The organism is Inquilinus sp. CA228, assembly GCF_052078665.1.
In the GTDB taxonomy this organism is placed as follows: domain Bacteria; phylum Pseudomonadota; class Alphaproteobacteria; order DSM-16000; family Inquilinaceae; genus Inquilinus.
This window is the reverse complement of sequence record NZ_JBQJIK010000012.1, coordinates 1-23,379: the sequence shown is the minus strand read 5'-3', so window position 1 is coordinate 23,379 and position 23,379 is coordinate 1. Positions and strand designations below refer to the sequence as shown.

24 protein-coding genes are annotated in these 23,379 nt (G+C 70.1%); 9 read left to right on the top strand and 15 right to left on the bottom strand.

What is annotated here, in order from left to right; translation table 11 throughout:
- Positions 1 to 6: 6 nt before the first annotated feature.
- The gene (locus ACTOWL_RS07715) at positions 7 to 1,602 is read right to left on the bottom strand and encodes a DHA2 family efflux MFS transporter permease subunit (protein WP_441320621.1); all 1,596 of its coding nucleotides are present in this window, start codon (positions 1,600 to 1,602) and stop codon (positions 7 to 9) included.
- The gene (locus ACTOWL_RS07710) at positions 1,599 to 2,687 is read right to left on the bottom strand and encodes an HlyD family secretion protein (protein ID WP_441320620.1); all 1,089 of its coding nucleotides are present in this window, start codon (positions 2,685 to 2,687) and stop codon (positions 1,599 to 1,601) included. The genes ACTOWL_RS07715 and ACTOWL_RS07710 overlap by 4 nt, the downstream gene beginning before the upstream one ends.
- 127 nt (positions 2,688 to 2,814) lie before the next feature.
- Between ACTOWL_RS07710 and ACTOWL_RS07705 the strand changes: the two genes are divergently transcribed.
- Positions 2,815 to 3,459, top strand: coding sequence for a TetR/AcrR family transcriptional regulator (locus tag ACTOWL_RS07705; RefSeq protein ID WP_441320619.1), 645 nt, complete (start codon positions 2,815 to 2,817; stop codon positions 3,457 to 3,459).
- 125 nt (positions 3,460 to 3,584) lie between these two features.
- Here the strand turns inward: ACTOWL_RS07705 and ACTOWL_RS07700 are convergent, their stop codons facing one another.
- The 4 genes from ACTOWL_RS07700 to ACTOWL_RS07685 all read right to left on the bottom strand — a co-directional run bounded on the left by ACTOWL_RS07700 (position 3,585) and on the right by ACTOWL_RS07685 (position 7,902).
- Positions 3,585 to 4,559, bottom strand: coding sequence for a quinone oxidoreductase family protein (locus ACTOWL_RS07700; RefSeq protein WP_441320618.1), 975 nt, complete (start codon positions 4,557 to 4,559; stop codon positions 3,585 to 3,587).
- A 9-nt stretch (positions 4,560 to 4,568) separates the two neighbouring features.
- Positions 4,569 to 5,264 (bottom strand): dienelactone hydrolase family protein, encoded by a 696-nt coding sequence (locus ACTOWL_RS07695; protein ID WP_441320617.1) that lies wholly within the window; start codon positions 5,262 to 5,264, stop codon positions 4,569 to 4,571.
- 125 nt (positions 5,265 to 5,389) lie between these two features.
- On the bottom strand, positions 5,390 to 5,893 hold the full coding sequence (locus ACTOWL_RS07690) for a methylated-DNA--[protein]-cysteine S-methyltransferase (protein WP_441320616.1): 504 nt from the start codon (positions 5,891 to 5,893) through the stop codon (positions 5,390 to 5,392).
- On the bottom strand, positions 5,890 to 7,902 hold the full coding sequence (locus ACTOWL_RS07685) for a thioredoxin domain-containing protein (protein WP_441320615.1): 2,013 nt from the start codon (positions 7,900 to 7,902) through the stop codon (positions 5,890 to 5,892). The genes ACTOWL_RS07690 and ACTOWL_RS07685 overlap by 4 nt, the downstream gene beginning before the upstream one ends.
- Positions 7,903 to 7,981: 79 nt before the next feature.
- Here ACTOWL_RS07685 and ACTOWL_RS07680 point away from each other — a divergent pair, with 79 nt between their 5' ends.
- Together ACTOWL_RS07680 and mnmE are read left to right on the top strand one after the other, a co-directional pair.
- Positions 7,982 to 8,227, top strand: a complete 246-nt coding sequence (locus ACTOWL_RS07680) for a DUF6489 family protein (protein WP_441320614.1) — start codon at positions 7,982 to 7,984, stop codon at positions 8,225 to 8,227.
- Positions 8,228 to 8,273: 46 nt separating this feature from the next.
- Entirely contained in the window at positions 8,274 to 9,593 is a 1,320-nt protein-coding gene (gene mnmE, locus ACTOWL_RS07675; protein ID WP_441320613.1) for a tRNA uridine-5-carboxymethylaminomethyl(34) synthesis GTPase MnmE, read from the top strand.
- Between the two features lie 24 nt (positions 9,594 to 9,617).
- On the opposite strand, the gene ACTOWL_RS07670 is transcribed toward mnmE, so the two are convergent.
- The 3 genes from ACTOWL_RS07670 to ACTOWL_RS07660 all read right to left on the bottom strand — a co-directional run bounded on the left by ACTOWL_RS07670 (position 9,618) and on the right by ACTOWL_RS07660 (position 10,862).
- A complete protein-coding gene (locus ACTOWL_RS07670; protein ID WP_441320612.1) occupies positions 9,618 to 10,148 on the bottom strand; it encodes a SecDF P1 head subdomain-containing protein in 531 nt (176 codons plus the stop codon).
- Between the two features lie 67 nt (positions 10,149 to 10,215).
- Positions 10,216 to 10,614, bottom strand: coding sequence for a type II toxin-antitoxin system VapC family toxin (locus ACTOWL_RS07665; protein ID WP_441320611.1), 399 nt, complete (start codon positions 10,612 to 10,614; stop codon positions 10,216 to 10,218).
- The gene (locus tag ACTOWL_RS07660; RefSeq protein WP_441320610.1) at positions 10,611 to 10,862 is read right to left on the bottom strand and encodes an AbrB/MazE/SpoVT family DNA-binding domain-containing protein; all 252 of its coding nucleotides are present in this window, start codon (positions 10,860 to 10,862) and stop codon (positions 10,611 to 10,613) included. Before ACTOWL_RS07660 ends, ACTOWL_RS07665 begins: the two co-directional genes overlap by 4 nt.
- Positions 10,863 to 11,005: 143 nt before the next feature.
- Here ACTOWL_RS07660 and mnmG point away from each other — a divergent pair, with 143 nt between their 5' ends.
- Genes mnmG through ACTOWL_RS07640 form a run of 4 tightly spaced genes read left to right on the top strand, consistent with a single transcriptional unit; the run spans position 11,006 to position 15,209 of the window.
- Positions 11,006 to 12,877 carry a tRNA uridine-5-carboxymethylaminomethyl(34) synthesis enzyme MnmG gene (gene mnmG / locus ACTOWL_RS07655; RefSeq protein WP_441320609.1) on the top strand — a complete coding sequence of 624 codons (1,872 nt, stop codon included), beginning with the start codon at positions 11,006 to 11,008 and terminating at the stop codon, positions 12,875 to 12,877.
- On the top strand, positions 12,864 to 13,478 hold the full coding sequence (gene rsmG / locus ACTOWL_RS07650; protein ID WP_441320608.1) for a 16S rRNA (guanine(527)-N(7))-methyltransferase RsmG: 615 nt from the start codon (positions 12,864 to 12,866) through the stop codon (positions 13,476 to 13,478). The genes mnmG and rsmG overlap by 14 nt, the downstream gene beginning before the upstream one ends.
- A gap of 10 nt (positions 13,479 to 13,488) precedes the next feature.
- A complete protein-coding gene (locus ACTOWL_RS07645; protein WP_441320718.1) occupies positions 13,489 to 14,304 on the top strand; it encodes a ParA family protein in 816 nt (271 codons plus the stop codon).
- Positions 14,301 to 15,209 (top strand): ParB/RepB/Spo0J family partition protein, encoded by a 909-nt coding sequence (locus tag ACTOWL_RS07640; RefSeq protein WP_441320607.1) that lies wholly within the window; start codon positions 14,301 to 14,303, stop codon positions 15,207 to 15,209. The genes ACTOWL_RS07645 and ACTOWL_RS07640 overlap by 4 nt, the downstream gene beginning before the upstream one ends.
- 154 nt (positions 15,210 to 15,363) lie before the next feature.
- Here ACTOWL_RS07640 and holA read toward each other — a convergent pair whose 3' ends face one another.
- From holA to ACTOWL_RS07615, 5 genes are all read right to left on the bottom strand, one after another.
- Positions 15,364 to 16,389 (bottom strand): DNA polymerase III subunit delta, encoded by a 1,026-nt coding sequence (gene holA, locus ACTOWL_RS07635; protein ID WP_441320606.1) that lies wholly within the window; start codon positions 16,387 to 16,389, stop codon positions 15,364 to 15,366.
- Positions 16,386 to 16,901, bottom strand: a complete 516-nt coding sequence (gene lptE / locus ACTOWL_RS07630; protein ID WP_441320605.1) for an LPS assembly lipoprotein LptE — start codon at positions 16,899 to 16,901, stop codon at positions 16,386 to 16,388. The genes holA and lptE overlap by 4 nt, the downstream gene beginning before the upstream one ends.
- A complete protein-coding gene (leuS, locus tag ACTOWL_RS07625; RefSeq protein ID WP_441320604.1) occupies positions 16,888 to 19,467 on the bottom strand; it encodes a leucine--tRNA ligase in 2,580 nt (859 codons plus the stop codon). Before leuS ends, lptE begins: the two co-directional genes overlap by 14 nt.
- 171 nt (positions 19,468 to 19,638) lie before the next feature.
- On the bottom strand, positions 19,639 to 20,181 hold the full coding sequence (locus tag ACTOWL_RS07620) for a DUF3576 domain-containing protein (RefSeq protein WP_441320603.1): 543 nt from the start codon (positions 20,179 to 20,181) through the stop codon (positions 19,639 to 19,641).
- A 75-nt stretch (positions 20,182 to 20,256) separates the two neighbouring features.
- Positions 20,257 to 21,414, bottom strand: a complete 1,158-nt coding sequence (locus ACTOWL_RS07615) for a porin (RefSeq protein ID WP_441320602.1) — start codon at positions 21,412 to 21,414, stop codon at positions 20,257 to 20,259.
- Between the two features lie 497 nt (positions 21,415 to 21,911).
- Between ACTOWL_RS07615 and ACTOWL_RS07610 the strand changes: the two genes are divergently transcribed.
- Positions 21,912 to 22,604 carry a YggS family pyridoxal phosphate-dependent enzyme gene (locus ACTOWL_RS07610; protein ID WP_441320601.1) on the top strand — a complete coding sequence of 231 codons (693 nt, stop codon included), beginning with the start codon at positions 21,912 to 21,914 and terminating at the stop codon, positions 22,602 to 22,604.
- On the opposite strand, the gene ACTOWL_RS07605 is transcribed toward ACTOWL_RS07610, so the two are convergent.
- A complete protein-coding gene (locus ACTOWL_RS07605; RefSeq protein WP_441320600.1) occupies positions 22,591 to 23,124 on the bottom strand; it encodes a L,D-transpeptidase family protein in 534 nt (177 codons plus the stop codon). The two genes, ACTOWL_RS07610 and ACTOWL_RS07605, sit on opposite strands and share 14 nt — an antisense overlap.
- Before the next feature lie 16 nt (positions 23,125 to 23,140).
- On the opposite strand from ACTOWL_RS07605, the gene ACTOWL_RS07600 reads away from it, so the two are divergent.
- On the top strand, positions 23,141 to 23,379 hold a 239-nt coding region (locus ACTOWL_RS07600; protein ID WP_441320599.1), incomplete at its 3' end, for a hypothetical protein.

The window sequence follows — 23,379 nt, the reverse complement described above, 5'->3', positions numbered from 1 at the left end:
TCGGCCTCAGTGCCCGCCACCGCCACCGGGCGCGGGCTTCGGCGCGCGCAAGAGCGGCATCAGCAGCAGCCCGGCATAGAACAGCAGGGCCATCAGCAGGAAGCAGTCGGCGAAGGTCAGCACCTGCGCCTGCTTCAGCACCATGTTGTCCAGCATCTTCACCGCGGCGAGGTCCGGGTTGCCGAGGCCGGCCGCGGTGAACATCTGGGTGAAATTGTCGACCGTCGCCTGCACCTGCGGGTTGGTCAGGGTGACGTGCTCGGCGATGTGCGAGCCGTGCAGCGCCGCCCGGTCGATCATCACCGTGTTGATGCCGGCCAGGCCGAAGGCGCCGCCGAGATTGCGCATCAGGTTGTAGAGGCCCGACGCGTTCTTGATCTTGTCGGGCGGCAGGGTGCCGAGCGCCAGGGTGTTGATCGGCAGGAACAGCAGCATCAGCGACATGCCGCGGATCGCCTGCGGCCAGAACAGCTCCCAGAAGCTCCAGTCGGCGGTGATCCAGGTCATCATGTAGACCCCGGTGCCGAAGGCGACGAGGCCGATCCCCAGCATCAGCCGCAGGTCGAGCTTCTTCGACAGCATGCCGGCGAGCGGCGCCGAGATGAACTGGAACACGCCGGTGACGAACATGATCTCGCCGATCTGCAGGCTGTTCAGGCCGCGCACCCGGGCCAGGAACAGGGGCACGATGTAGACGGCGCCGTAGAGCCCGACGCCGATGATCAGGCTGTACAGGCAGCCGAGCGAGAAGTTGCGGTCGGCGAAGGCACGCAGGTCGACGATCGGGTTCCGCGCGCTCAGCACCCGGGCGAAGAAGCCGATTCCGGCCAGCGTCCCGATCACGGCGAAGGTGAAGATCGACCGGTCCTCGAACCAGTCCCAGCGCGGCCCCTCCTCGAACACGTATTCCAGGCTGCCCAGGAACAGCGCCATCAGCGCCAGCCCGGCAAAGTCGAAGCCCTTGAGCAACTCGAGATTCGGCTTGTCGAACTTGACCAGGAACCACACGCCGGTGGTCACCAGCACGCCCGGCACGACGTTGATCAGGAACAGCCAGTGCCAGGAGAAGGCCTGGGTCAGGTAGCCGCCGAGGGTCGGCCCGATGGTCGGCGCCATGGTCGCCACCAGGCCGATCAGCACCGAGATGCCGGCCCGCCGTTCGGGCGGGAACAGGATGAAGGAGGCGGCAAAGACGGTCGGGATCATCGCCCCGCCGAGGAAGCCCTGCAGCGCCCGGAACACGATCATCGATTCGATGTTCCAGGCTACCGCGCAGGCCAGGCTGGCGAGGGTGAAGCTGGCCGCGGAGATGACGTAGAGGATCCGGGTCGACAGCAGGCGGGAGAGGAACCCGGACAGCGGGATCATCACCACCTCGGCGATCAGATAGGCGGTCTGCACCCAGCTGATCTCGTCCGGGCTGGCCGCGAGGCCGGCCTGGATCTCGCTGATCGAGCTCGAGACGATCTGGATGTCCAGGATCGCCATGAACATGCCGACGACCATGGTGAAGAACCCGATCGTCTCCCGGGTGCTGGCGCCGGCACGCTTCGGCGCCGCCGGGGCAGGGACCGGCAGCGCGTCGGCCGTCGTCGAGCTCACCGCCGGAACTCGGCCGCCATGGCGGCGCCGAAGATGCCGCTGGCCAGGAGCGGGCCGGTGCCCTCCTCGCGCGTGTCGACCGCGACGCCGACCGACAGGCCCGGGCGCAGCAGGCCGCTCAACTGGTTGTCGGCCGGCACCGCGATCCGCACCGGCACGCGCTGCACGATCTTGGTGAAGTTGCCGGTCGCGTTCTCCGGCGGCAGCAGGCTGAACTGGGCGCCGCTGGCCGGGGCGAAGCTCTCGACCTTGCCGACCAGGGCCTTGCCCGGGAAGGCGTCGACCGACAGCGTCACCGACTGGCCGACCCGCATCTCGGCCAGCTGCGTCTCCTTGAAGTTGGCGACGACATAGACCTTGGGCAGCGGCACGATGGACAGGATCTGCGTGCCGGGCCGCACATACTGCCCGACCTCGACCCCCTTGTTGCCGACGACGCCGTCGACCGGGGCGTGGATCACGGTGCGGTCGAGGCTGATCTGGGCCAGGTCGACCGACGCGGTCAGCCGATCGATCTGGGCCTGGGCCTGGCGGTGCGAGGCCTGCAGGATCGCAGTCTGGCCCTGCTGGTTGACGAGCGCCGCCTGGGCGCTGGCCAGGGCGGCGTCGGCGCGCTTGTGCTCGGTGTCGGCGGTCTCGAAGGCCTGCTGGCTGCCGTTGCGCGTGTCCCACAGGCGGCGCGCCCGCTCCAGGTCGTTGCCGGTCTGGGCCAGGGTTGCGGCCGCCTGGTCGACGCTGGCCTTGGCCTGGGCGATCATCGAATCCTGCAGCGCCAGCTGCTGCTCGATCGACGCCAGCGTCGCCTGCTGCGCCGACAGCTCCGCCTTCGCCTGCGCCAGCTGGGCGCGGTAGTCGCGGTCGTCGATCCGGACCAGCGGGTCGCCGGCCTTGACCATCTGGTTGTCGGTGACCAGCACCGCGACCACCGCGCCCTCGACCTGCGGGCTGAGCGTGCTGGTGTCGCTCTGCACATAGGCGTTGTCGGTGGTCTCGAAGAAGCGGTCGACGGTCCACCAGCGGTAGCCGAAGGTGCCGGCGGCAGCGATCACGGCCAGGGCCGCGATGACGATGATGGGCTTGCGCATGGGGGCAACCGGGGAGGGTGAACTGAACCGTTCAGTCTTGTTGCCGGAAGGTGCGATTTGGCTTATCTGTTGTCAAGACGAAACTGAACGGTTCAGTTTAGCTCAATCTTCGCGTAGCCGTAGGCCGATGACCTGTCCTTTCACCGAGATGCTTCCGCCGCCAGCCGCGGCCCGCCGGAAGCCGGACCAGATCCTGAAGGCGGCATACGGTGTCTTCCTGGAACAGGGCTACGGCGCGGCCAGCATGGATGCGATCGCGCGCGAGGCCGGCGTGTCCAAGGCCACGCTCTACGCCCATTTCACCAGCAAGGAGGAGCTGTTCGCCGCCATCGTCGGCAGCGCCTGCCTGGCGTTCGAGCGGCTGGCCGCGATGTCGCCGCCGCCGGACGACCTGCGCGCCGCGCTGATGGAGGCCGGCGGCACGCTGCTGCGCTTCATCCTGCACCCCGACGTGATCAAGGTGTATCGCAACGTGCTGGCGGAGGCAGGGCGCTTCCCGGAGCTCGGCCGGGCGATGTACGAGGCCGGCCCGGGCCAGGGCAAGGCGCATCTGACGTCGTTCTTCGCGGCCGCCACCGCACGCGGCGTACTGGCGGTGCCGGACCCGGAGCTGGCGGCCGAGCAGTTCGGCGCCATGATCCTCGGCCACATGAAAATGCGGATGGAGCTCGGCATCGAGTTGCCGAGCGAGGAGCGGATCCAGCGCGGCCTGAAGAGCGGCGTCGACGCCTTCCTCCGCGCCTACGCCGCCCCGGCCGCGCCGACGCCCTGAGGTGTCCAACCCCTCACGTCATGGCGAGCCCCGAAGGGGCGCGGCCATCCAGCGACACGAACCACTGGATGGCCACGGCGCTGCGCGCCTCGCCATGACGGTCTTGAGACGAGTGGGAGCCGACCCTACGGCAGCAGCACCGTCGAGCCGGTGGTCTTCCGCGCTTCCAGGTCGCGATGGGCCTGGGTGGCTTCGCGCAGCGGGTAGGTCTGGGCGATCGAGATCTTCACCGCGCCCTTGGCCACCACGTCGAACAGCTCCGCCGCCGCGGCCTCGTATTCCGGCCTTGTGGCGATATAGCTGCCCAGCGTCGGCCGGGTCAGGTACAGCGACCCCTTCTGCGACAGCACCAGCGGGCTGATCGGCGCCACCGGGCCGGAGGCGTTGCCGAAGGACACCATCATGCCGCGCGGCGACAGGCAGTCGAGCGAGCCCTCGAAGGTGGTCTTGCCGACGCCGTCATAGACCACCGGCACGCCCTTGCCGCCGGTGATGGCGCGGACGCGGGCGACGAAATCCTCGGTCGAATAGTCGATCACATGATCGCAGCCGGCGGCCCGGGCCAGCGCCACCTTCTCCGGCCCGCCGGCGGTGCCGATCACGGTGGCGCCGAGATGCTTGGCCCATTGGCAGGCGATCTGCCCGACGCCGCCGGCGGCGGCGTGGAACAGGATGGTCTGGCCCGGTTGCACGGGGAAGGTCCGGCGCAGCAGGTACCAGGCGGTCAGCCCCTTCAGCAGGATCGCCGCCGCGGTGCGGTCGGTGACGCCGTCCGGGATCTTCACCACCTTCTCGGCCGGGATCACCCGCTCCTCGGCATAGCTGCCGGTCGGGCCGTTGCCGTAGCCGACGCGGTAGCCGGGCTTGAAGCCGGTGACGTCCGGGCCGACCGCGACGACCTCCCCGGCGGCCTCCTGGCCCAGCACCACCGGCAACTGGGCCTTGTAGAGGCCCGCGCGGATATAGGTGTCGATGTAGTTCAGCCCGACCGCGGTGTGGCGGATCCGGATCTCGCCCGGGCCGGGCGCCGGCACGTCGACCGGCTCCCAGCGCATCGCCTCGGGGCCGCCGGTCTCATGGATGCGGATGGCGTGGACCATGGGGTTCTTTCAGCCGAGATGGGTTTTCAGGAAGGCGGCGGTGCGGTCATTCGCCAGGGTGGCGCCGGCCGCGTCGTAATGCTCGCCGCCGACGCGGGCGAAGGCGTGGTCGAGGCCGGGATAGGCATGCACCGTGACCGTCGGCAGCGACGCCATGCGGGCGCGGATCTGGTCTTGCGCCTCCGGCGGCACGAAGCGGTCCTTCTCGGCGATGTGCAGCATCAGCGGCCGGGTGATGGCGCTGGCCTCGCCCAGCAGCTTGTCGAGGCCGACGCCGTAGTAGCTGACGGCGCAGTCGGCGTCGGAGCGGGTGGCCATCAGGAAGGCCAGGCGGCCGCCCAGGCAATAGCCCAGCGCGCCGGCGCGGCCGGTGCATTCCGGCAGGTCGCGCAGCGCCGCCAGCGAGGCGATCAGGTCCTCGATGCCGGCGGTCTCGTTGAAGCCGCCCATCAGGGCGAAGGCCTTGTCCCACTCCGCCTTCGACTTGTCGGTGATGTCGACGCCCGGCTCCTGCCGCCAGAACAGGTCGGGGCACAGGGCGACATAGCCCTGGGCGGCGAGATCGTCGCAGATCTGGCGCATCACCGCGTTGACGCCGAAGATCTCCTGGATGACGAGGATGCCCGGCCCGGAGCCCGAGGCCGGCCGCGCGAGATACGCGTTGAAGCGGCCGCCATCGGCAGCGGTGATGGTGACTGTCGCCATGGAGTCGCTCTCCCTCGAGCGTTGCGGTGGACGAAGCAATCTTAGCAAGCGGGTGGACGATAACCGGAGCCCGGCGGGCTTGTCACGGAGGCTGGAAGGGGCCTCCAGCGCCGCCAAGGATCGATTCAATTCGCCGAGAATTTGCCCTGGTATCCCTCGAAGGCCAGCAGCCGGCGCTTGCGCTCCAGGCCGGAGGCGCTGCCGTAGCCGCCGAGGGTGCCGCCGGCGCCGATGACGCGGTGGCAGGGCACCAGCAGCACCAGGTCGTTGCGGCCGCAGGCCTGGCCGACGGCACGCGGGCCGCTGTTCAGGATATGCGCCACGCCGCCATAGGACGCGGCCTCGCCATAGGGGATGTCGATGATCGCCTGCCGCACCCGCGCCTGGAACGGGCTGGCGGCCGGCGCCATCGGCAGGTCGAAGCGGCGGCGCTTGCCGGCGAAATACTCCTCGATCTGCCGGATCGCCTGGCGCAGCAGCTTGTCCGCCGGCGGCGCCTCGTCGGGCGCGTCCTGGGAGTGATCGACGGCGGCCACCACGCCGCCGGCGACGGTGATCCGCACCGCGCCGACCGGGGTGTCGATGGTGGCGCTGGCCCGGTCGACGGGTGCCCCGCTTCGCGTGGTCATGGCCCGATCAACTCCAGCAGCGCCTGCGGCTCGGTGACCGGCGCCTGGCACACCGGCCCGCGGCAGAGATAGGCGGTCGGCTTGCCGTCCAGCATCGCCTTGCCGGCGGCGGGGTGGTCGTCCGGCAGGGCCGCGCCGGGGTCGAGCCGCAGCAGTATCCGGCCGGGCAGCGACCGGCCATGCACCGCCCGCAGCAGCGCCCGGGTGGCAGTATCGTCCTTGCGCCCGATGACCACGATCTGCAGCGGCTCCATCCGGTCCTCGGCCCGGTTCAACCAGGTGGCGAGCGGGATGAAGTTGCGCTGCAGCTCGCCGGTGAAGGCCGCGATCAGGGAATCGGCGCGCAGGGCGTACAACCGGTCGCCGGTCCGGTGATGCAGCCGTGTCAGCACCCCCAGCATGGTGCCGTTGCCGGACGGGACCGCGGCGTCGTTCGCGCTCTTGGTGCGCACGATCAGCGCCTCGCCGTCATCCGCGGTCAGGAAATAGCCGCCGCGGCCGCCATCCCAGAAATGGGCGTCGAGCACCGCGGTCCAGCGCCGGGCATGGTCGAGATAGGAGGCCTGCTCCGTCGCCTCGTGCAGCGCCAGCGCCGCCGCCGCCATGTCGGCATAATCCTCCAGCAGCCCGGGCGCGGTCGCCTTGCCGCGGCGCCAGGCATGGGCCAGGCGATCGCCCTGCCCGAGTTGCCGGACCACGGCGGCGAAGGCGGTCTCGGCCAGGGCAATCCAGTCCGGCCGGTCGAAGGCCTGGGCCGCACGGGCCAGCGCCGCGATCATCAGCCCGTTCCAGTCGGCCAGCACCTTGTCGTCCCAGCCCGGCCGTACGCGTACACCTCGGCGGTCGAGGAGTACGGCCCGGTCTTCTGCCAGCGCTGCCTCGGTCTCGGCGTCGCGCAGCGCCGGGTCGTGGCGGCGGTTGAGGATGGTCTTGCCCTCCCAGTTGCCGCCCGGCGTGACGTCGTACGCCTGCTTGAACGCAGCCGAACGCTCTCCGAGTACGGCGTCGATCTCGGCCTCGCTCCAGACATAGAAGCGGCCCTCCTCGCCCTCGCTGTCGGCGTCCAGCGTGGCGGCGAAGGCGCCGCCCTCGGCGATCATCTCGCGCTCGATCCAGGCGACCGTCTCCTCGACCCGGGCCGCGTACAGGGGATCGCGCGTCTCCTGCCAGGCCAGGGTCAGCAGGTCGACCAGCTGGGCGTTGTCGTACAGCATCTTCTCGAAATGCGGCGCCAGCCACTCCTCGTCGGTGGAGTAGCGGGCGAAGCCGCCGCCGAGGTGATCGTAGATCCCGCCCTGGCTCATCGCCGTCAGGGTGCGCAGCACGGCGTCGCGCCAGGCCGGCTGCCGCGACCGCCGCCAGCCGCGCCACAGCAGCTCGAGGAGTCCCGGCTGCGGGAATTTCGGGGCACCGCGCAGCCCGCCCCAGACCGGGTCGAACTGCCCGGCCAGCTGCTTCGCCACCTGGTCCAGCACCTCCAGGTTCAGCCCGGCGCCGGGCTGGTTCTCGGACTGCTTGGCCAGGGCCTCGGCCAGGGCGGCGACATTGCTGGTCACCTTCTCCGGCTCGGTGGCATAGGCGGCCGACAAGCCGCGCAGCACGTCGGTGAAGCCGGGCCGGCCCCAGCGGCTCGTGGGCGGGAAATAGGTGCCGCCCCAGAACGGCGCGCCGTCCGGGGTCAGGAACATGGTCAGCGGCCAGCCGCCCTGCTGGCCCAGCATCGCCAGCGCCGACTGGTAGATGGTGTCGACATCCGGCCGCTCCTCGCGGTCGACCTTGATCGACACGAACAACTGGTTCATCACCGCGGCGATGGCGGGATCCTCGAAGCTCTCATGTGCCATGACATGGCACCAATGGCAGGCGGCGTAGCCGACAGACAGCAGCACCGGCTTGTTCTCGGCCCGGGCGCGGGCAAAGGCCTCGGGACCCCAGGGCTGCCAGTCCACCGGGTTGTCGGCGTGCTGCAGCAGATAGGGGCTCGTCTCCTCGGCGAGGCGGTTCGGCATCTCGATATCCCGGTTTGTGTTGGCAGCGCGGCCAGCGGCTATACTCTTCTCGACACGATAACGCCGCCGGAGGATCCCGATGAAGGTTTCGATCGATATCGATTGTACGCCGCAGGAGGCGCGGGCCTTTTTCGGCCTGCCGGATGTCGGCCCGATGCAACAGGCCCTGATGAAGGACCTGGAGGACCGGATGCGCGCCAACCTGGCGGCGATGGAGCCGGAGGCGCTGTTTAAGACCTGGCTGCCGGCGAGCATCGAAGGCTTCGAGACGCTGCAGCGCGCCTTCTGGCAGGGCATGACCGGCGGCAAGGGAGGCAAGTCCTGAGCGTGCGTGTTTCACGTGAAACACCCGCCTCCCGGATTGCCGCCCGATGACCACCCGCGACACCATCTTCGCCCCGGCGACCCCCGCCGGGCGTGGCGGGGTGGCGGTGCTGCGGATCTCCGGCCCCGACGCCGGGCCGGCGCTGCAGGCGCTGACCGGCCGCCCCCTTCCCGCCCCTCGCCTGGCAACCCTGGCCGAGCTGCGCGACCCGGCCGACGGCGCGGCGTTGGACCGCGGCCTCGCCCTCTGGTTCCCAGGACCGGCCAGCTACACCGGCGAGGACGTCGTCGAGCTGCATCTCCATGGCGGCCGGGCGGTGACCCGCGGCGTGGTCGAGGCGCTGTCCTGGATCGGGGGGCTGCGCCCGGCCGAGCCCGGCGAGTTCACCAAGCGCGCCTTCCTGGCCGGCAAGCTCGACCTGACCGAGGCCGAGGCGGTCGCCGACCTGGTCGATGCCGAGACCCGGGCCCAGCGGCTGCAGGCGCTGCGCCAATTGGGCGGCGCTCTGGGCCAGCTCTATGAAGGCTGGCGCTCCGCGCTGATGCGGGCGCTGGCGATGACCGAGGCGGCGCTCGACTTCCCCGATGAGGGCCTGCCGCCGGACTTGGCGGCGGAGACGGAGCGGATCGTGGCCGAGGTCTCGGCCGCGATCGCTGTCCATCTCGACGATGCCGGCCGCGGCGAGCGGCTGCGCGAGGGCGTGCACATCGCCATCCTCGGCCCGGTCAATGCCGGCAAGTCCAGCCTGCTGAACGCGCTGGCCCGGCGCGACGCCGCCATCGTCTCGGACCGGCCGGGCACCACCCGGGACGTGGTCGAGGTCGCGCTCGACCTGCGCGGCTTTCCCGTGGTGCTGGCCGACACCGCCGGGCTGCGCGACACCGCCGACGAGATCGAGGCCGAGGGCATCCGCCGCTCCCATCGCCGCGCCGCCGAGGCCGATCTGCGCTTGGTGATCCGCGACGCTGGCGAGCCGGTCTCCCCCGACCCGGCCCTTGGTCCCGGGCCGGATACCATCCGCGTGGTCAACAAGATCGACCGGGCTCCGGATGCGCCGCGGGCGGAGGACGAGATCGCCCTCTCCGTCCGCACCGGCGCCGGACTCGACCGGCTGCTCGATGTCCTGGCCGAGGCGGTGGAGCGGCGGCTGACCGGCGACGGTTCCCCCGCCCTCACCCGCGCCCGTCATCGCGCCGCGCTGGAGGATGCGCTCGACGCCCTGGCCCGGGTCCCGTCGGCACCGCTGCCCGAGCTGGCGGCGGAGGATCTGCGCCTGGCCCTGCGCGCGATCGGCCGCATCACCGGCCGGGTCGATGTCGAGGACATGCTCGACCTGCTGTTCGGCAGTTTCTGCATCGGCAAGTGAGATGTTTCACGTGGAACGTTGGGCTCAGAGGTGCTCGAAGCGGCTTCTGAGCGAATCGGCCAGCGAGCGGCTGGACGGTGTCGGCGGGTGGCCAAGCTTGCCGGCGAGCTCCATGGCCTCGGCCAGGCTCTGCACGCCGCTGATCTGCAACCGGCCATCGGGGATCACGCTCTGGATGACCGGTGCCGTCAGCAGGGCGCCGTCGACCGTGATGGCGAGCATCTTGCCGACATGAGCGCCGGTGAACGCGGCGAGGCGGTCGCGGCCGGCGCTGTTCAACTCCAGCGAAACGACGGGCTGCCCCCAGAGCGGGTCGAAGCTCTGTTCGGCGGAGGCAATGTCGGGCGTCGAGATGATGACCTCCGGCCGGAGATAGAGGGTCTGGCCATCCTTCTCGATCGGGGTCAGGCCCGGCCCGGGCTCCGTTTCGGCCAGCCGGAATTCAGTCGCCGCGGCGACCGGCGGGACGGCCGGCTGGGGCAGGGCCAGCGGGATGGTCAGGGCGGTCGCCAGCACGGTGGCAGCGCCAGCCAGGGTGGAGACGATGGAGAGCACAGGCGACGTCCCTTCTTGGCAACAGTGTTTCACGTGAAACATCGCAACGAGGCGTTGCCCGGGAGGATCAGGAGAGCAGTGTGGCAGACAGCCCCTGTTTGGTAAGAACGGCGATGGCCTTCCTGTCGAAGGACATGAAGGTTTCTCCGCCGAGCCAGCTTCCTTCGTAGGCGATCACGCCGTCGGCGAAGTCGCCGCCCGCCTCGAGCGCGGCTAAGCCGGCCTCGGCGGCCGGTCGATTGACGACCAGAGTCCTGCTGCCGATCAGGGCCCGCAGGGCAGTGGCGATGTTGGACCGGTCGAAGCCGTAGACCTTCCGGAGAACCCAAACGAACTCGCACAGGCTGGGCAGCGCAACCGCGATCAGTTCGGCCTCCTTCAGAATCTTTGCCGCGGCGCGGGCTTGCCCCACGTCATCGCCAACGACGCTGCGAATGAGGACATTGGTGTCGGCTGTGATCTTCATTCCTCGCCGGCCCAGCCGGCAGCGGCGGCCCGGTCGATCTCCTCGATGGTCGCGACCTTCTTGGTCTTGCCGGCGAGAAGCCCGATGAAGTCGTCGATGCTTCCTGTGGTCCGTGCCGCTTTCACCTCGATCCGCCCATCGGGCAGCTTGTCGACCTCGATCTTCTGGCCGGGCTCCACGCCGAGATGCTGCAGCAGGTCCTTCCGGAACGTGACCTGTCCTTTCGCGGTGATCGTTAATGTCGTCATGGAGGACCTCCCGGAGCAGCCTTGTTGAGAGGTAATGTCAAATCGCCTTACCTTCAAGCCTGAGGTCTTGGCTGACGCGTGTTTCACGTGAAACAGGCCGGCACATTTGACCCTGCGGCGGCGCCTCCGTAAAGTCCGCCGCCATGGAACAGTATGATGTCATCGTGGTCGGCGGCGGCCATGCCGGATGCGAGGCGGCGGCGGCCGCTGCGCGGTTCGGCGCGCGCACGGCGCTGGTCACCCAGCGGCTCGATTCGATCGGCGAGATGTCCTGCAACCCGGCCATCGGCGGCCTGGGCAAGGGCCATCTGGTGCGCGAGATCGATGCGCTGGACGGCGTCATGGGCCGGGTGATCGACCGCGCCGGCATCCAGTTCCGCATCCTCAACCGCAGCAAGGGTCCGGCGGTGCGCGGGCCGCGCGCCCAGGCTGACCGCAAGCTGTACCGCCAGGCGATGCAGGCGGTGCTGGCCGAGCAGTCGGATCTCGACTTGGTCGCCGGCTCGGTCGAGGACCTGGTCTTCGATGCGGCCGGCGGCGTCTCCGGCGTGGTGCTGGCCGACGGGCGAACCCTCGGTGCCGGGGCGGTGGTGCTGACCACCGGCACCTTCCTCAACGGGCTGATCCATATCGGCGAGGAGCAGCGCCCGGCCGGAAGGGTCGGCGACGCGCCGTCGATCGGCTTGGCGGCGACGCTGCACCGGCTCGGCCTCACCCTCGGCCGGCTGAAGACCGGCACGCCGCCGCGGCTCGACGGCCGCACCATCGACTGGGCCGCGCTGGAGGAGCAGAAGGGCGACGACCCGCCGGTGCCCTTCTCCGACCTCACCGACCGGATCACGGTGCCGCAGGTCTCCTGCTTCATCACCTACACCACGCCGGCGGCGCATGCGCTGATCCGCGCCAACCTGCACCGGGCGCCGATGTATTCCGGCCAGATCGACAGCGTCGGCCCGCGTTACTGCCCGTCGATCGAGGACAAGGTGGTGCGCTTCGCCGACAAGGAGCGGCACCAGATCTTCCTGGAGCCGGAGGGGCTGGACGACCCGACGGTGTACCCGAACGGCATCTCCACCTCCCTGCCCCGCGACGTGCAGGAGGGGCTGGTGCTCGGCATCCCGGGGCTGGAGAAGGCGGTGATCCTGCGCCCCGGCTATGCCATCGAATACGACTTCGTGGATCCGCGGCAGCTCGACCGGTCGCTGATGCTGCGGGCGGTGCCGCGGCTGTTCCTGGCCGGGCAGATCAACGGCACCACCGGCTATGAGGAGGCGGCGGCCCAGGGGCTGATGGCCGGGCTGAACGCCGCCCGTGCCGTGGCCGGCAACGACCCGCTGCTGCTCGACCGGGCCGAGGCCTATACCGGCGTGATGATCGACGACCTGGTCACCCGCGGCGCGCCCGAGCCCTATCGCATGTTCACCTCGCGCGCCGAATACCGGCTGGTGCTGCGCGCCGACAACGCCGACCAGCGCCTGACCGCCCGCGGCATCGCCGCCGGCTGCGTCGGGGCGGATCGGCAAGATCTGTTCGCCCGCAAGTCGGCGGCGCTAGAGGCGGCGCGGCAGCGGATCCGGGCGCTGTCGCTGACCCCGACCGAGGCACGGCGGCATGGCCTGACGGTGAACCAGGACGGCGTGCGGCGCGACGGCATGGACCTGCTGCGCTATCCCGGAATCGACCTGGCCGCCCTCGCTTGCATCTGGCCGGAGCTGGCGGCGTGGCCCGAGGCGGTGGCGGAGCAGATCGAGACCGAGGCAAAATACGCCGGCTATCTCGACCGGCAGGAGGCCGACATCCGCGCTTTCCGCCGCGACGAGGGGCTGGCTTTGCCGGCAGAGCTGGACTTCGACGCGATCGGCAGCCTGTCGAACGAGACCCGCCAGATCCTGAAGCGGTCACGGCCGCCGACCCTGGGCGCTGCGGCCCGGCTGCCGGGCGTGACCCCGGCGGCGCTGGTGGCCCTGCTGAAGCATGTCCGGCGCGAGGGGGAGGACCGGCGTGCGATTGCCTGAGGCGGCCTTCCCGCCGCCGGCGGATCTCGCCGACAAGCTCGACCGCTACGAGGTGCTGCTGCGGAAGTGGCAGGGCGCGATCAACCTGGTCGCGTCCTCGACCCTGCCGGAGCTGCGGCGGCGGCATTTCGAGGATTCGCTGCAGCTGGTGCCGCTGATCCCGGCAGGCGCCAGGACGCTGGTCGATCTCGGCAGCGGCGCCGGCTTCCCCGGGCTGGTGCTGGCGCTGGCGACCGGGCTGGAGACCCATCTGATCGAGAGCGACCAGCGCAAGGCCGAGTTTCTGCGCGCTGTTTCACGTGAAACACGGGCGCCGGTGACGGTCCATGCCAGGAGGATCGAGCTGGTGCCGCCCTTCCCCGCCGATGTGGTGACCGCCCGCGCCCTGGCCGCCCTGCCTGTCCTGCTCGGCTACGCCGCCCGATTCGCCGGCCCGCACACTGTCGCGCTCTTTCCCAAGGGCCGCGGAGCCGAGGCCGAATTGACCACGGTTGATTTGACCACCCTGGCCGCATCGCCGAAGATGACCATAGACCTCCATCCGAGCCGGACCGATCCCAACGCCGTGCTCATCCGCATCGAGGGGTTCGCCCGTGGCTGACGACGCCCACATGACAACCATGAGCCCGGTGGCCGACACGCCCCGCCTCACCCGCACCATCGCCGTTGCCAACCAGAAGGGCGGCGTCGGCAAGACCACCACGGCGATCAACCTGGCGACAGCCCTTGCCGCCGTGCGCAAGCGCGTGCTGGTGATCGACCTCGACCCGCAGGGCAACGCCTCCACCGGCTTGGGCCTGCCACGGGCCAAGCGCGGCGTCGGCTCCTACGACCTGCTGTTCGGCACAACCAGCGTCGCCGATTCGGCGGTCACGACCGAGGTGCCGGGGCTGGACCTGATCCCGGCCTCGGTCGACCTGGCCGGCGCCGAGGTGCAGCTGGTCGAGGCGGTGCGGCGCGAATACCGGCTGCGCAGCGCGCTCAGGCCCCATGCCGACGGCTACGACTATGTGTTGATCGACTGCCCGCCCTCGCTCGGCCTCCTCACCCTCAACGCGCTGACCGCGGCCGATGCCGTGCTGGTGCCGCTGCAATGCGAGTTCTATGCGCTGGAGGGCCTCAGCCACCTGATGCGGACGATCGAGCGCGTCCGCAAGGCCTTCAACCCGGCGCTCGAGATGCAGGGAATCGTGCTGACCATGTATGACCGGCGGAACAACCTCTCCGACATGGTGGCGCGCGATGTGCGCCAGCATCTCGGGGCCAAGGTGTATGAGACGGTGATCCCGCGGAACGTCCGTGTCTCCGAGGCGCCGTCGCATGGCAAGCCGGTTCTGGTCTACGACCTCGCCTCCTCCGGCGCCCAGGCCTATGTTCATCTCGCCTCCGAGATGCTGAAGCGCGAAGAGCAGAGGAGCGCTGCATGAGCGCGGCCGAGAGCAGCCATCGCCGCCGCCCCAGCCTGGGCCGCGGCCTCGACGCCCTGTTCGGCGAGGCCGAGGAGGCCGACATCGCCGCCGCCAGCGCCGGCGGCGAGCCGCGGGCGCCGCGCAGCCTGCCGGTCGAGTTCCTGAGCCCGGGCCCGTTCCAGCCGCGGCGGAAGTTCGACGAAGCGGAAATGGACCGGCTGGTCGAGTCGATCCGTGCCCAGGGTGTGCTGCAGCCGATCCTGGTGCGCCCGGTCGAGGGCAAGGCCGACCGCTACCACATCATCGCCGGCGAACGCCGTTGGCGCGCGGCGCAGAAGGCCAAGCTGCACGAGGTGCCGGTGGTGGTCCGGCCGATGTCGGACCGCGACGCGCTGCAGATCGCGATCATCGAGAACGTCCAGCGCCAGGACCTGACGGCGCTGGAGGAGGCCGAGGGCTATCAGCGGCTGATCGCCGATTTCAGCCTGACACAGGAGGATGTGGCCCAGGCGGTGGGCAAGAGCCGCAGCCACATCGCCAACACGCTGCGCCTGCTCGACCTGCCGGACACGGTGCTGGCGCAGCTGCAGGAAGGGCTGCTGACGGCCGGCCACGCCCGCGCCCTGCTGGGCTGCCCGGACCCGGAGGCGGCGGCGCGGACGGTGATCGCCAAGGGGCTGAACGTCCGCCAGACCGAGCAGCTGGCGCGCGACGCCCGCGAGCAGCCCCCTGCCCCGTCGAAGCCGACGGCGCGCGACCCGAACATCGTGGCGATGGAGCAGGACATCGAGACCCGGCTGGGCTTCAAGGTGAAGATCGACACCCGCGACAGCACCAGCGGCACGATCCACATCCAGTACAGCAACCTCGACCAGTTCGGCGCCGTGCTGATGCGGTTGCGGGGCACGAAGGAGACGAGGTAGGGGCGGGTTCGCGCCGGCGGACCCGTCCCCCCATTTTGTCATGCCGGGCTTGACCCGGGCATCCAGAGAGCGTCGACACCTTCTGGATTGCCGGGTCAAGCCCGGCAATGACAGCAAGGGGATCACCAGTGTTCAGATAACTATATGAAATAACTCAGTTTTTCCGCGCCACCGCTCTTGCGATCCGCAGCAGGGTGGCGGCGCAGACGGTCTCGGGCGGGCGGCCGGTGCGCTTGCATTCGGCCTCGGCCTCGATCAGGCGGCGCAGCGCCTCGCCGATCTGGCCCTGGTTCCAGCGCCGGACCTGGCCGCGGATCGCCGCCTTGGCCTTGAAGAACACCGGCGGCCGCAGCGCCGCCATGGCCGCGTCCGGCGCGTCGCCGCTGTCGATCATCACCGCCAGCTGGTGCAGCCGCAGGAAATGGCGCTGCACGGCGCGTAAGGTTCCGACCGCCTCGCCCCCCTCCGACAGCAGCCGGTTGAGCGCGCGGTCGAGGCCCGGCAGGTCGCCATCGGCCACCGCCATGGCCAAATCGTCCAGCGACCGCTCGGTGGCGTCGCCGATGCAGGCGCGCACCGCCTCGACATCGACGCGGCCGCCCTCCCCGGCATAGGCGATCAGCTTCTCGACCTCGCGCCGGGCGATCTGGCGGTCGCCCACCAGCGACGCGGCCAGCAGATGCTCGGCCTCGCCATCGGCCGAGACTCTGGCCTCGGCCAGCAGGCGATGGATGAAGCGGCCGATCGCCTCCTCATCCGGCATGTAGCAGGCGATCGCAGCCGCGCCATCCGCCCCTTCCGCGAGCTTGCGCAGGGCCGAGCGCGGCGTCAGCTCGTCCGCCTCCAGCACGATCAGCGTATCGGTCTCGCCGCCCGCCAGCGCCGCCTCCAGCGCCGGCGCAACCACATCGGTGGCGTCGCGCACCCGCACCAGGCGGCGGCCGCCGATCAGCGACAGGGCGAACACCTCGTCGACCAGCCGGGACGGGTCGCGGCCGATCTCGGCGGCCGCCAGCTCGGCGACGCGGAACGGGTCGGTCGGCGGGTCGATCACGCCGCGGGCCAGCGTGTCGGCATGGTCGCGCACGGCGCCAGCATCCGGGCCGTACAGCAGCACCGCGCGGATGCCGGGATCGGGCCGCCGGACGAAGCTGTCGATCCGGGCCGGCGGCAGCTTCACGGGTGGCGGTCGAAATAGAGCGCGAGACGGGTGCGGATGTCCTCGCCGACCGAACGCAGCGCCCGCTCGCGGGCATCGCGCTCGCCGACCAGGGTCGTGTACTGGTCGGCCAGGATGTTATAGCTGGTGATCTCATTGACCGAGTCGGAGAAGACCGGCTGGCCGGTCTTGCGGTCGGTCAGCACGAAGCTGGCCGTCATCGTCAGGTTCCGGCGGGTCGTGGTCAGATCGCTGATCAGGTTCACGTCCTGCTGCGATTCGGCGAGCGTGACCCCGAGGTCGTAGGCCGGCTGGGCCGGCCGGCCCTGCGGGTTGAGCATGCGGATAAGTTCGGTCCGCAGGATCTGGCCCGAGCGGTCGCCGATGATGCCGACATTGACCTGGCCCAGCCGGTCGGACATCGCCGCGCCGACCGAGTTGGTGCCGTAGAGCGGCCTGAGCCCGCAGGCCCCGAGCGCGAGGATCAGGAGCAGCGGCGCTGCGCGTTGAACCCAGGATTTAGCCGACAACATTGACGATCCTGTTCGGGACGACGATGACCTTGCGGACGGTGCGGCCCTCCAGGGCCCGGGCGACATTGGCGTCGGCCAGCGCGGCCTCGCGCGCCGTCGCCTCGTCCACGTCGCGCGGCAGCACGATGGTGGCGCGCAGCTTGCCGTTGACCTGGACCGCGACCTTGGCGGTGTCGTCGACCAGCAGCGCCGGATCGGCCTTCGGCCAGGGCGCGTCGGCCAGCAGTCCGTCATGGCCCAGATGCTGCCACAGCGCCTCGCCGACATGCGGCACCATCGGGCCGATCAGCCGGACGACGCCGTCGAAGGCCTCGCGCAGCGCCCAGGCCTCGCCCTGCCCCGCGCCGTCAATCTTGGCGACCAGGTTGGTCAGCTCGCGGATGCGGGCCACGGCCTTGTTGAAGTGGAACCGCTCCAGATCCTCGCCGACGCCGGCGATGGTCTTGTGCAGCGCCCGGCGCAGCCCTTCGGCCGCAGGGCTGAAGCCGTTCGGCGGCGGCGACCCGGCCGCGGGCAGCGCCACCGGGGTCTCGGTGACCAGGCGCCACAGCTGCTGCAGGTAGCGCCAGGCGCCCTCGATACCGGATTCGGTCCACTCCATGTCGCGGTCCGGCGGGCTGTCCGACAGGATGAACAGCCGCGCCGCATCGGCGCCGTAGGTCTCGATGATCACCTGCGGATCGACCGTGTTGCGCTTGGACTTCGACATCTTCTCGATGCGGCCGGCAGTGACCGGCGCGCCGGCGGCCAGCGTCGTCCACACGCCCTGGTCGTCGCGGCTGACCTCGGTCGGGTACAGCCAGGCGCCGTGGGCGTCGCGATAGGTCTGGTGGGTGACCATGCCCTGGGTGAACAGCCCGGCGAAGGGCTCGTCGATGCCCAGATAGCCGCAGCGCTTCAGGGCGCGGACGAAGAAGCGCGAATACAGCAGGTGCAGCACCGCGTGCTCGATGCCGCCGACATACTGGTCGACCGGCAGCCAGCGGTCGACCGCGGCGCGATCGAAGGCGCCCTCGGCCCGTGGCGAGCAGAAGCGCGCGAAGTACCAGGAGGATTCGAAGAAGGTGTCGAAGGTGTCGGTCTCGCGCCGGGCCGCGCCGCCGCAGCTCGGGCAGGCGACGTGCTTCCAGGTCGGGTGGCGGTCCAGCGGGTTGCCCGGCTGGTCGAAGGTCACGTCCTCCGGCAGGGTCACCGGCAGCTGGTCCTCCGGCACCGGCACGATGCCGCAGCGCTCGCAGTGGATGATCGGGATCGGGCAGCCCCAGTAGCGCTGGCGCGACACGCCCCAGTCGCGCAGGCGATAGCGCACCGTCCCCTCGCCCGCCTTGCGCTGCTGCAGGGCGGCGATGGCGATGTCCTTGGCCTCGTCCACCGACAGCGGGCGATCGGGCGTCAGCGGGCCCAGATCGTAGGCGAAGGCGCCATCGGCATTGACCATCGCCTCGGCCATGGTGGCGCCGTCGGGCCGCGCCTGGCCGGCCGGCCACAGCACCGGGATGATCGGCAGGCCGTAGGCGCGGGCGAAGTCGAAGTCGCGCTGGTCATGCGCCGGGCAGCCGAAGATGGCGCCGGTGCCGTATTCCATCAGCACGAAATTGGCGACATAGACCGGGACGGTGACGTTCGGATCCAGCGGATGCACGGCGCGCAGGCCGGTGTCGATGCCGCGCTTCTCCTGCGTCTCGATCGCCGCCTCGCTGGTGCCGCTGCGGCGGCATTCGGCGACGAACTCGGCCACCGCCGGGTCGGCGCGGCCGATCTCGTCGGCCAGCGGATGGTCGGGCGAGACGGCGCAGAAGCTGGCGCCGAACAGCGTGTCCGGCCGGGTGGTGAAGATCTCCAGCCCGTCCTCACGTCCCTGCAGCGGGAAGGTCACCCGGGCGCCGACCGACCGGCCGATCCAGTTCTCCTGCATCAGCCGCACGCGCTCGGGCCAGCGCTCCAGCGTCGGCAGCGCCGCCAGCAGGTCGTCGGCGTATTCGGTGATGCGCAGGAACCACTGGTTCAACTTGCGCCGCTCGACCAGCGCGCCGGAGCGCCAGCCGCGGCCGTCGATCACCTGCTCATTGGCCAGGACGGTGTTCTCGACCGGGTCCCAGTTGACCCAGGATTCCTTGCGGTAGGCCAGGCCCACCGCCAGGAAGTCCAGGAACATCTTCTGTTCGTGGCGGTAATAGTCCGGGTGGCAGGTCGCGATCTCGCGGTCCCAGTCCAGCGACAGCCCCATCGACTGCAGCTGGCCCCGCATCGCCGCGATGTTCTCGTAGGTCCAGGCGGCCGGATGGGCGCCGCGCTCGATCGCCGCGTTCTCCGCCGGCAGGCCGAAGGCGTCCCAGCCCATCGGGTGCAGCACGTCGAAGCCCAGCGCCCGGCGGTGCCGCGCCACCACGTCGCCCAGCGTGTAGTTGCGGACATGGCCCATATGGATGCGCCCCGACGGATAGGGGAACATCTCCAGCACATAGTATTTTGGCCGGTCCCCGAGCGTCTCGAGCCGGAAGGTGCCGCGCTCCCGCCACACGGCCTGCCACTGCGCTTCGGTCTCTCGGTGGTTGTAGCGGGACATCTCGATGCTCTGTGCGGGAAAGCCTGGCCGGGCGCCCGGGGGCGGGCGTCCTGCAAACACGAATCTCTGCGGCTTCGCCACGGGGGCGAAGCCGTCCCAGGCATTTACAAGGAAAGGGCGCCGGGGATCAATCCCGCGGCGCCCGGAAGATCCCCGGCCCTGCGGCGAAACTCACTGGGCGGTCGACTGCTCGAGCCCGGTGATGCGCAGCTGCCGCGCCTTGGTCAGGATGGTGTCCTCGAGCGCAGTCCCCATGGTGGCCGGCGCTGGCGAGTCGGACCAGCCGCCCCTGCCCTGGACCTGGCGGAACACACTGACCTTGATGCCGTCGGAGCGCAACTCGCGGCCGAGGATGTAGACATTCAGCTTGTAGCGGGCGTTCGGCTCCCGCGTGTCGGTGTACCAGTCGGTGACGATGGTGCCGCCGAACGGGTCGGCGCTGGTGATCGGCATGAAGGACACGGTGTCGAGGCTGGCGCGCCACAGATAGGCGTTGACGCCGAGGACAGCGCCCTCGCCGAGATCCTTGTTCTGGTCGGCGCCGGCGCCGAAGGTCAGGCCGCGCGATCCGAAGATGCTCTGGTTCTCCGCCGGGGTGCGCTCGCGGGATGGACCCAATTCCGGGGTGGGTCCGACCTTGATGCCCTCGTCGGATGAGCAGGCGGCGAGCGACAGGGCAACCGTCGTCAGGGCGATCAGGACTCTCGGCGGCATGGGCGGGGCCAGATAGAAAAAGGGAGCGGCATGATAGCCGCTCCCTTCTCGAAGGCTAGCTTTTTATCGGTTCGATCAGAACGCGACCGAGACGCCGGTCTGGAAGACAGCCTGCTCCCAGGAGGTCTCGACGTTGTTGTTGTTGGTGAAACGGAAGTTCTGGATTTCGTAAACCACCTCGGCGTAGGTGTTCAGGCCCGGCGCCAGGTTGTAGTTCACGGTCGCAACCGCGACGTGGTTGTCCTTCAGATCATTGCCCTTGTCGTCGGAGCCCTCAAGGCCATTGCCCTTCTCGGCCCAGGTGTAGGCATAGCCGAGGCCGAGGTTGAGCGCGCCCAGGCTCCAGCCGAAGCCGGCACCGATCGTGTCCACGCCCTTGTCGGTGGTGCCGTTGGCGAAGCCGCTCGGCGTGCCGACCCAGACCAGGCTGGCGACGAACGGACCGAAGCCGACCTGGGCACCGGCGCTGTAGGTCTCGAGGTCCCAATGCTGGTCGATGCCGTTGGCATAGCTGGCGGTGCCGCGGACCTTGACGCTGGTGCCGTCGAACTCGCCCTCATAGCCGACGCCGCCGCTGATGGCGTTCTCGAACAACTGGCCGCCGTCGAACAGGTCGGCGCGGCCCTGGGTGCCGTTGCTCAGGTTCTTGTCGGTGGAGATCACCGGGGTGAAGCCGACGGCGAAGATGAAGCCGCCGAAGCTCGGCGACGAGTACTTGATGCTGGTGCTCTTATCCAGGCCCGAATGGTAGGTCGGATCGAGCGAGAAGAAGTCGCCGCCGCCGTAGCGGTAGTTGCCGTCCAGGTTGTCGCCGTAGCCGCCCTGCGCGTTCAGGATGTCGTCGGGCGCGAAGAAGTAGCCGAAGTCACCGGCCACCTGGGGCGAATCGCCCAGGGTGATGATACCGAACTCGCCCTTCAAATAGATGTACTGGCGGTCGACCGTGACGTCCTGGCGACGGTTGACGTTGTTCATACGGATGCGGGCGCCGTATTCGAGGCCGCCATCCGTGACGTTCTTGATGTCGAACTGCAGACGGCCGTTCGAGTTGAAGTCGTATTCGCGGTCGCGTTCGTCGTCGTCCGAGCCGATGATCAGGCCGGCTTCCCAGGCGACGAAGCCACTGATCTTCATGCTCAGACCGGACGTCACCGGGGTGTCTTCCGCCATCGCCGGCATCGCCACCAGAGCGGCAGCGGCCAACGCCGTCCCACCCAGCAGAATCTTCTTCATTCCTAACCTCCTAACGCGGCCGAAACGGCCGTGATGTCCCTTAGATGTCCCCTCGAAGACGACACCACAGCCAGGGTGCGAATGGCGTCGATCTGCAGGTTATACGGGGCAGCCATGCCACCCGACAATCCGCAAGTTGCACAGAAGTCACAAAAGCTCGGACGTGTGGTTCCATTGCAACATGCGGCTGAAACGGTTCCGACGGGAATCGGAGCGGGCGTCTGCGATCGGCCGGAACGCTGGCAAACCGGGGGTTGTCCGGCGACGAAGGGGCGGGGATCCGCGCCTGTTAAGGCCCTGCGGCGCCAGGCCGCGCTCCGGCCGCGGGCGTTGCAATTGCGCATCGGCGTGCCGGATTGTCGCAGTATGACGGCCATCACACCTGCGGACTCCGCCGCCCGCCGCGGCCGCCGGTCGACGCCGCCATCGGCGACGCCGCGCCGCGCCCCTTGCCGCGGGCGTTGCAATGCCGCCTCGTTGTGCCGGATTCTGGCGGCATGACGACCAACACACTCGCAGACTCGATCGCCGCGCTCCGGTCGCGGATCGAGGCCGCCGCCCGGACCGCCGGCCGCGATCCCGCCGCGGTCACCCTCGTCGCCGTCTCCAAGGTCCAGCCGGAGGACCGCATCGAGGCCGCGCTCGCCGCCGGCCAGCGGGTGTTCGGCGAGAACCGGGTGCAGGAGGCGCAGGGCCGCTGGGCCGAGCGCCGCGCGGCCCGGCCGGACCTGCAGCTGCGGCTGATCGGGCCGCTGCAGACCAACAAGGCCAAGGATGCGGTGCGGCTGTTCGACGTGATCGAGTCGGTCGACCGCCCGAAGCTGGCGCGCAGCCTGGCCGAGGCGATGGCGGCGACCGGCCGGAGGCTCGACTGCCTGATCCAGGTCAACACCGGCGAGGAGCCGCAGAAGGCCGGCGTGATGCCGCGCGAGACCGAGGATCTCTACCGGCTGTGCACCGGGGAGTGCGGCCTCTCGATTCGCGGCCTGATGTGCATTCCGCCGGTGGCGGAGCCGCCGGCGCTGCATTTCGCGCTGCTGGCCGACCTGGCCGCACGGCTCGGCCTGCCGGTGCTGAGCATGGGTATGAGCGACGATTTCGAGACCGCGGTGCGCTACGGCGCCACCCATGTCCGGGTCGGCACCGCGCTGTTCGGCACCCGGGTCGCTCCCCAGCCTACGGCTGCCTGATCATCAGCGTGTCGCCGGGCGCGGCCGCGGCCAGCAGTTCGAGCAGATCGGTCCGGGCGAGGGCGACGCAGCCCTCGGTCGGGCCTCCGTCCGGCCGGACCAGATGGACGAACACGGCGCTGCCGAGGCCGGCGACCGGCGGGTCGTCGTTGTGGCCGATCACGATCACCAGGTCGTAGAGGGCGTCGTCGCGCCACATCCGTTCGTGCCCGGCCGGGTGGGGCAGGCGGACCGGGCGGTTATAGGCCGGGTCGGCGGGATCGTCGCACCAGCCGTCCCCGGGCGCGATCGCGGCGCAGGGCAGGGCGGTCGCGGGGGCGGGGCCGCGGTCCGGCCGGTACAGGACCCGGCGCAGCGGGAACCGCCCGGCCGGCGTCGCCCCGTCGCCTTCGCGCTTGTCCGGCCGCACGCCGCCCTTGCCCAGGGCGCAGGCCGCCTGCGCCCCAGTCGATCCGTCCCTCCGCCGAGACCACCACCTCCACCGCTTCGTCTCCTCTCGGTCGCCATCTTCGCGGGTCATGCTAGATTGCCCGGCCATGGTCATCGCATCCGACACGCCCGACGCCAGAAAACGGCTTCTTCTCGCCTGCGGCAACAGCGCGCTGCGCGCGCTGTTGGGCGAGCAGTTCGCGGCGTCGGCCGATTTCGCCGCCACGGCGGTGGCGGCGGCGGCGGCGGCCGAGGCGGCGGTCGCCGGCGGCGATTTCGCCGCCGCGATCATCGACGACGCGATCGTCGATGATGCCATCATTGACGACTCTGGGGGCGCCGGACC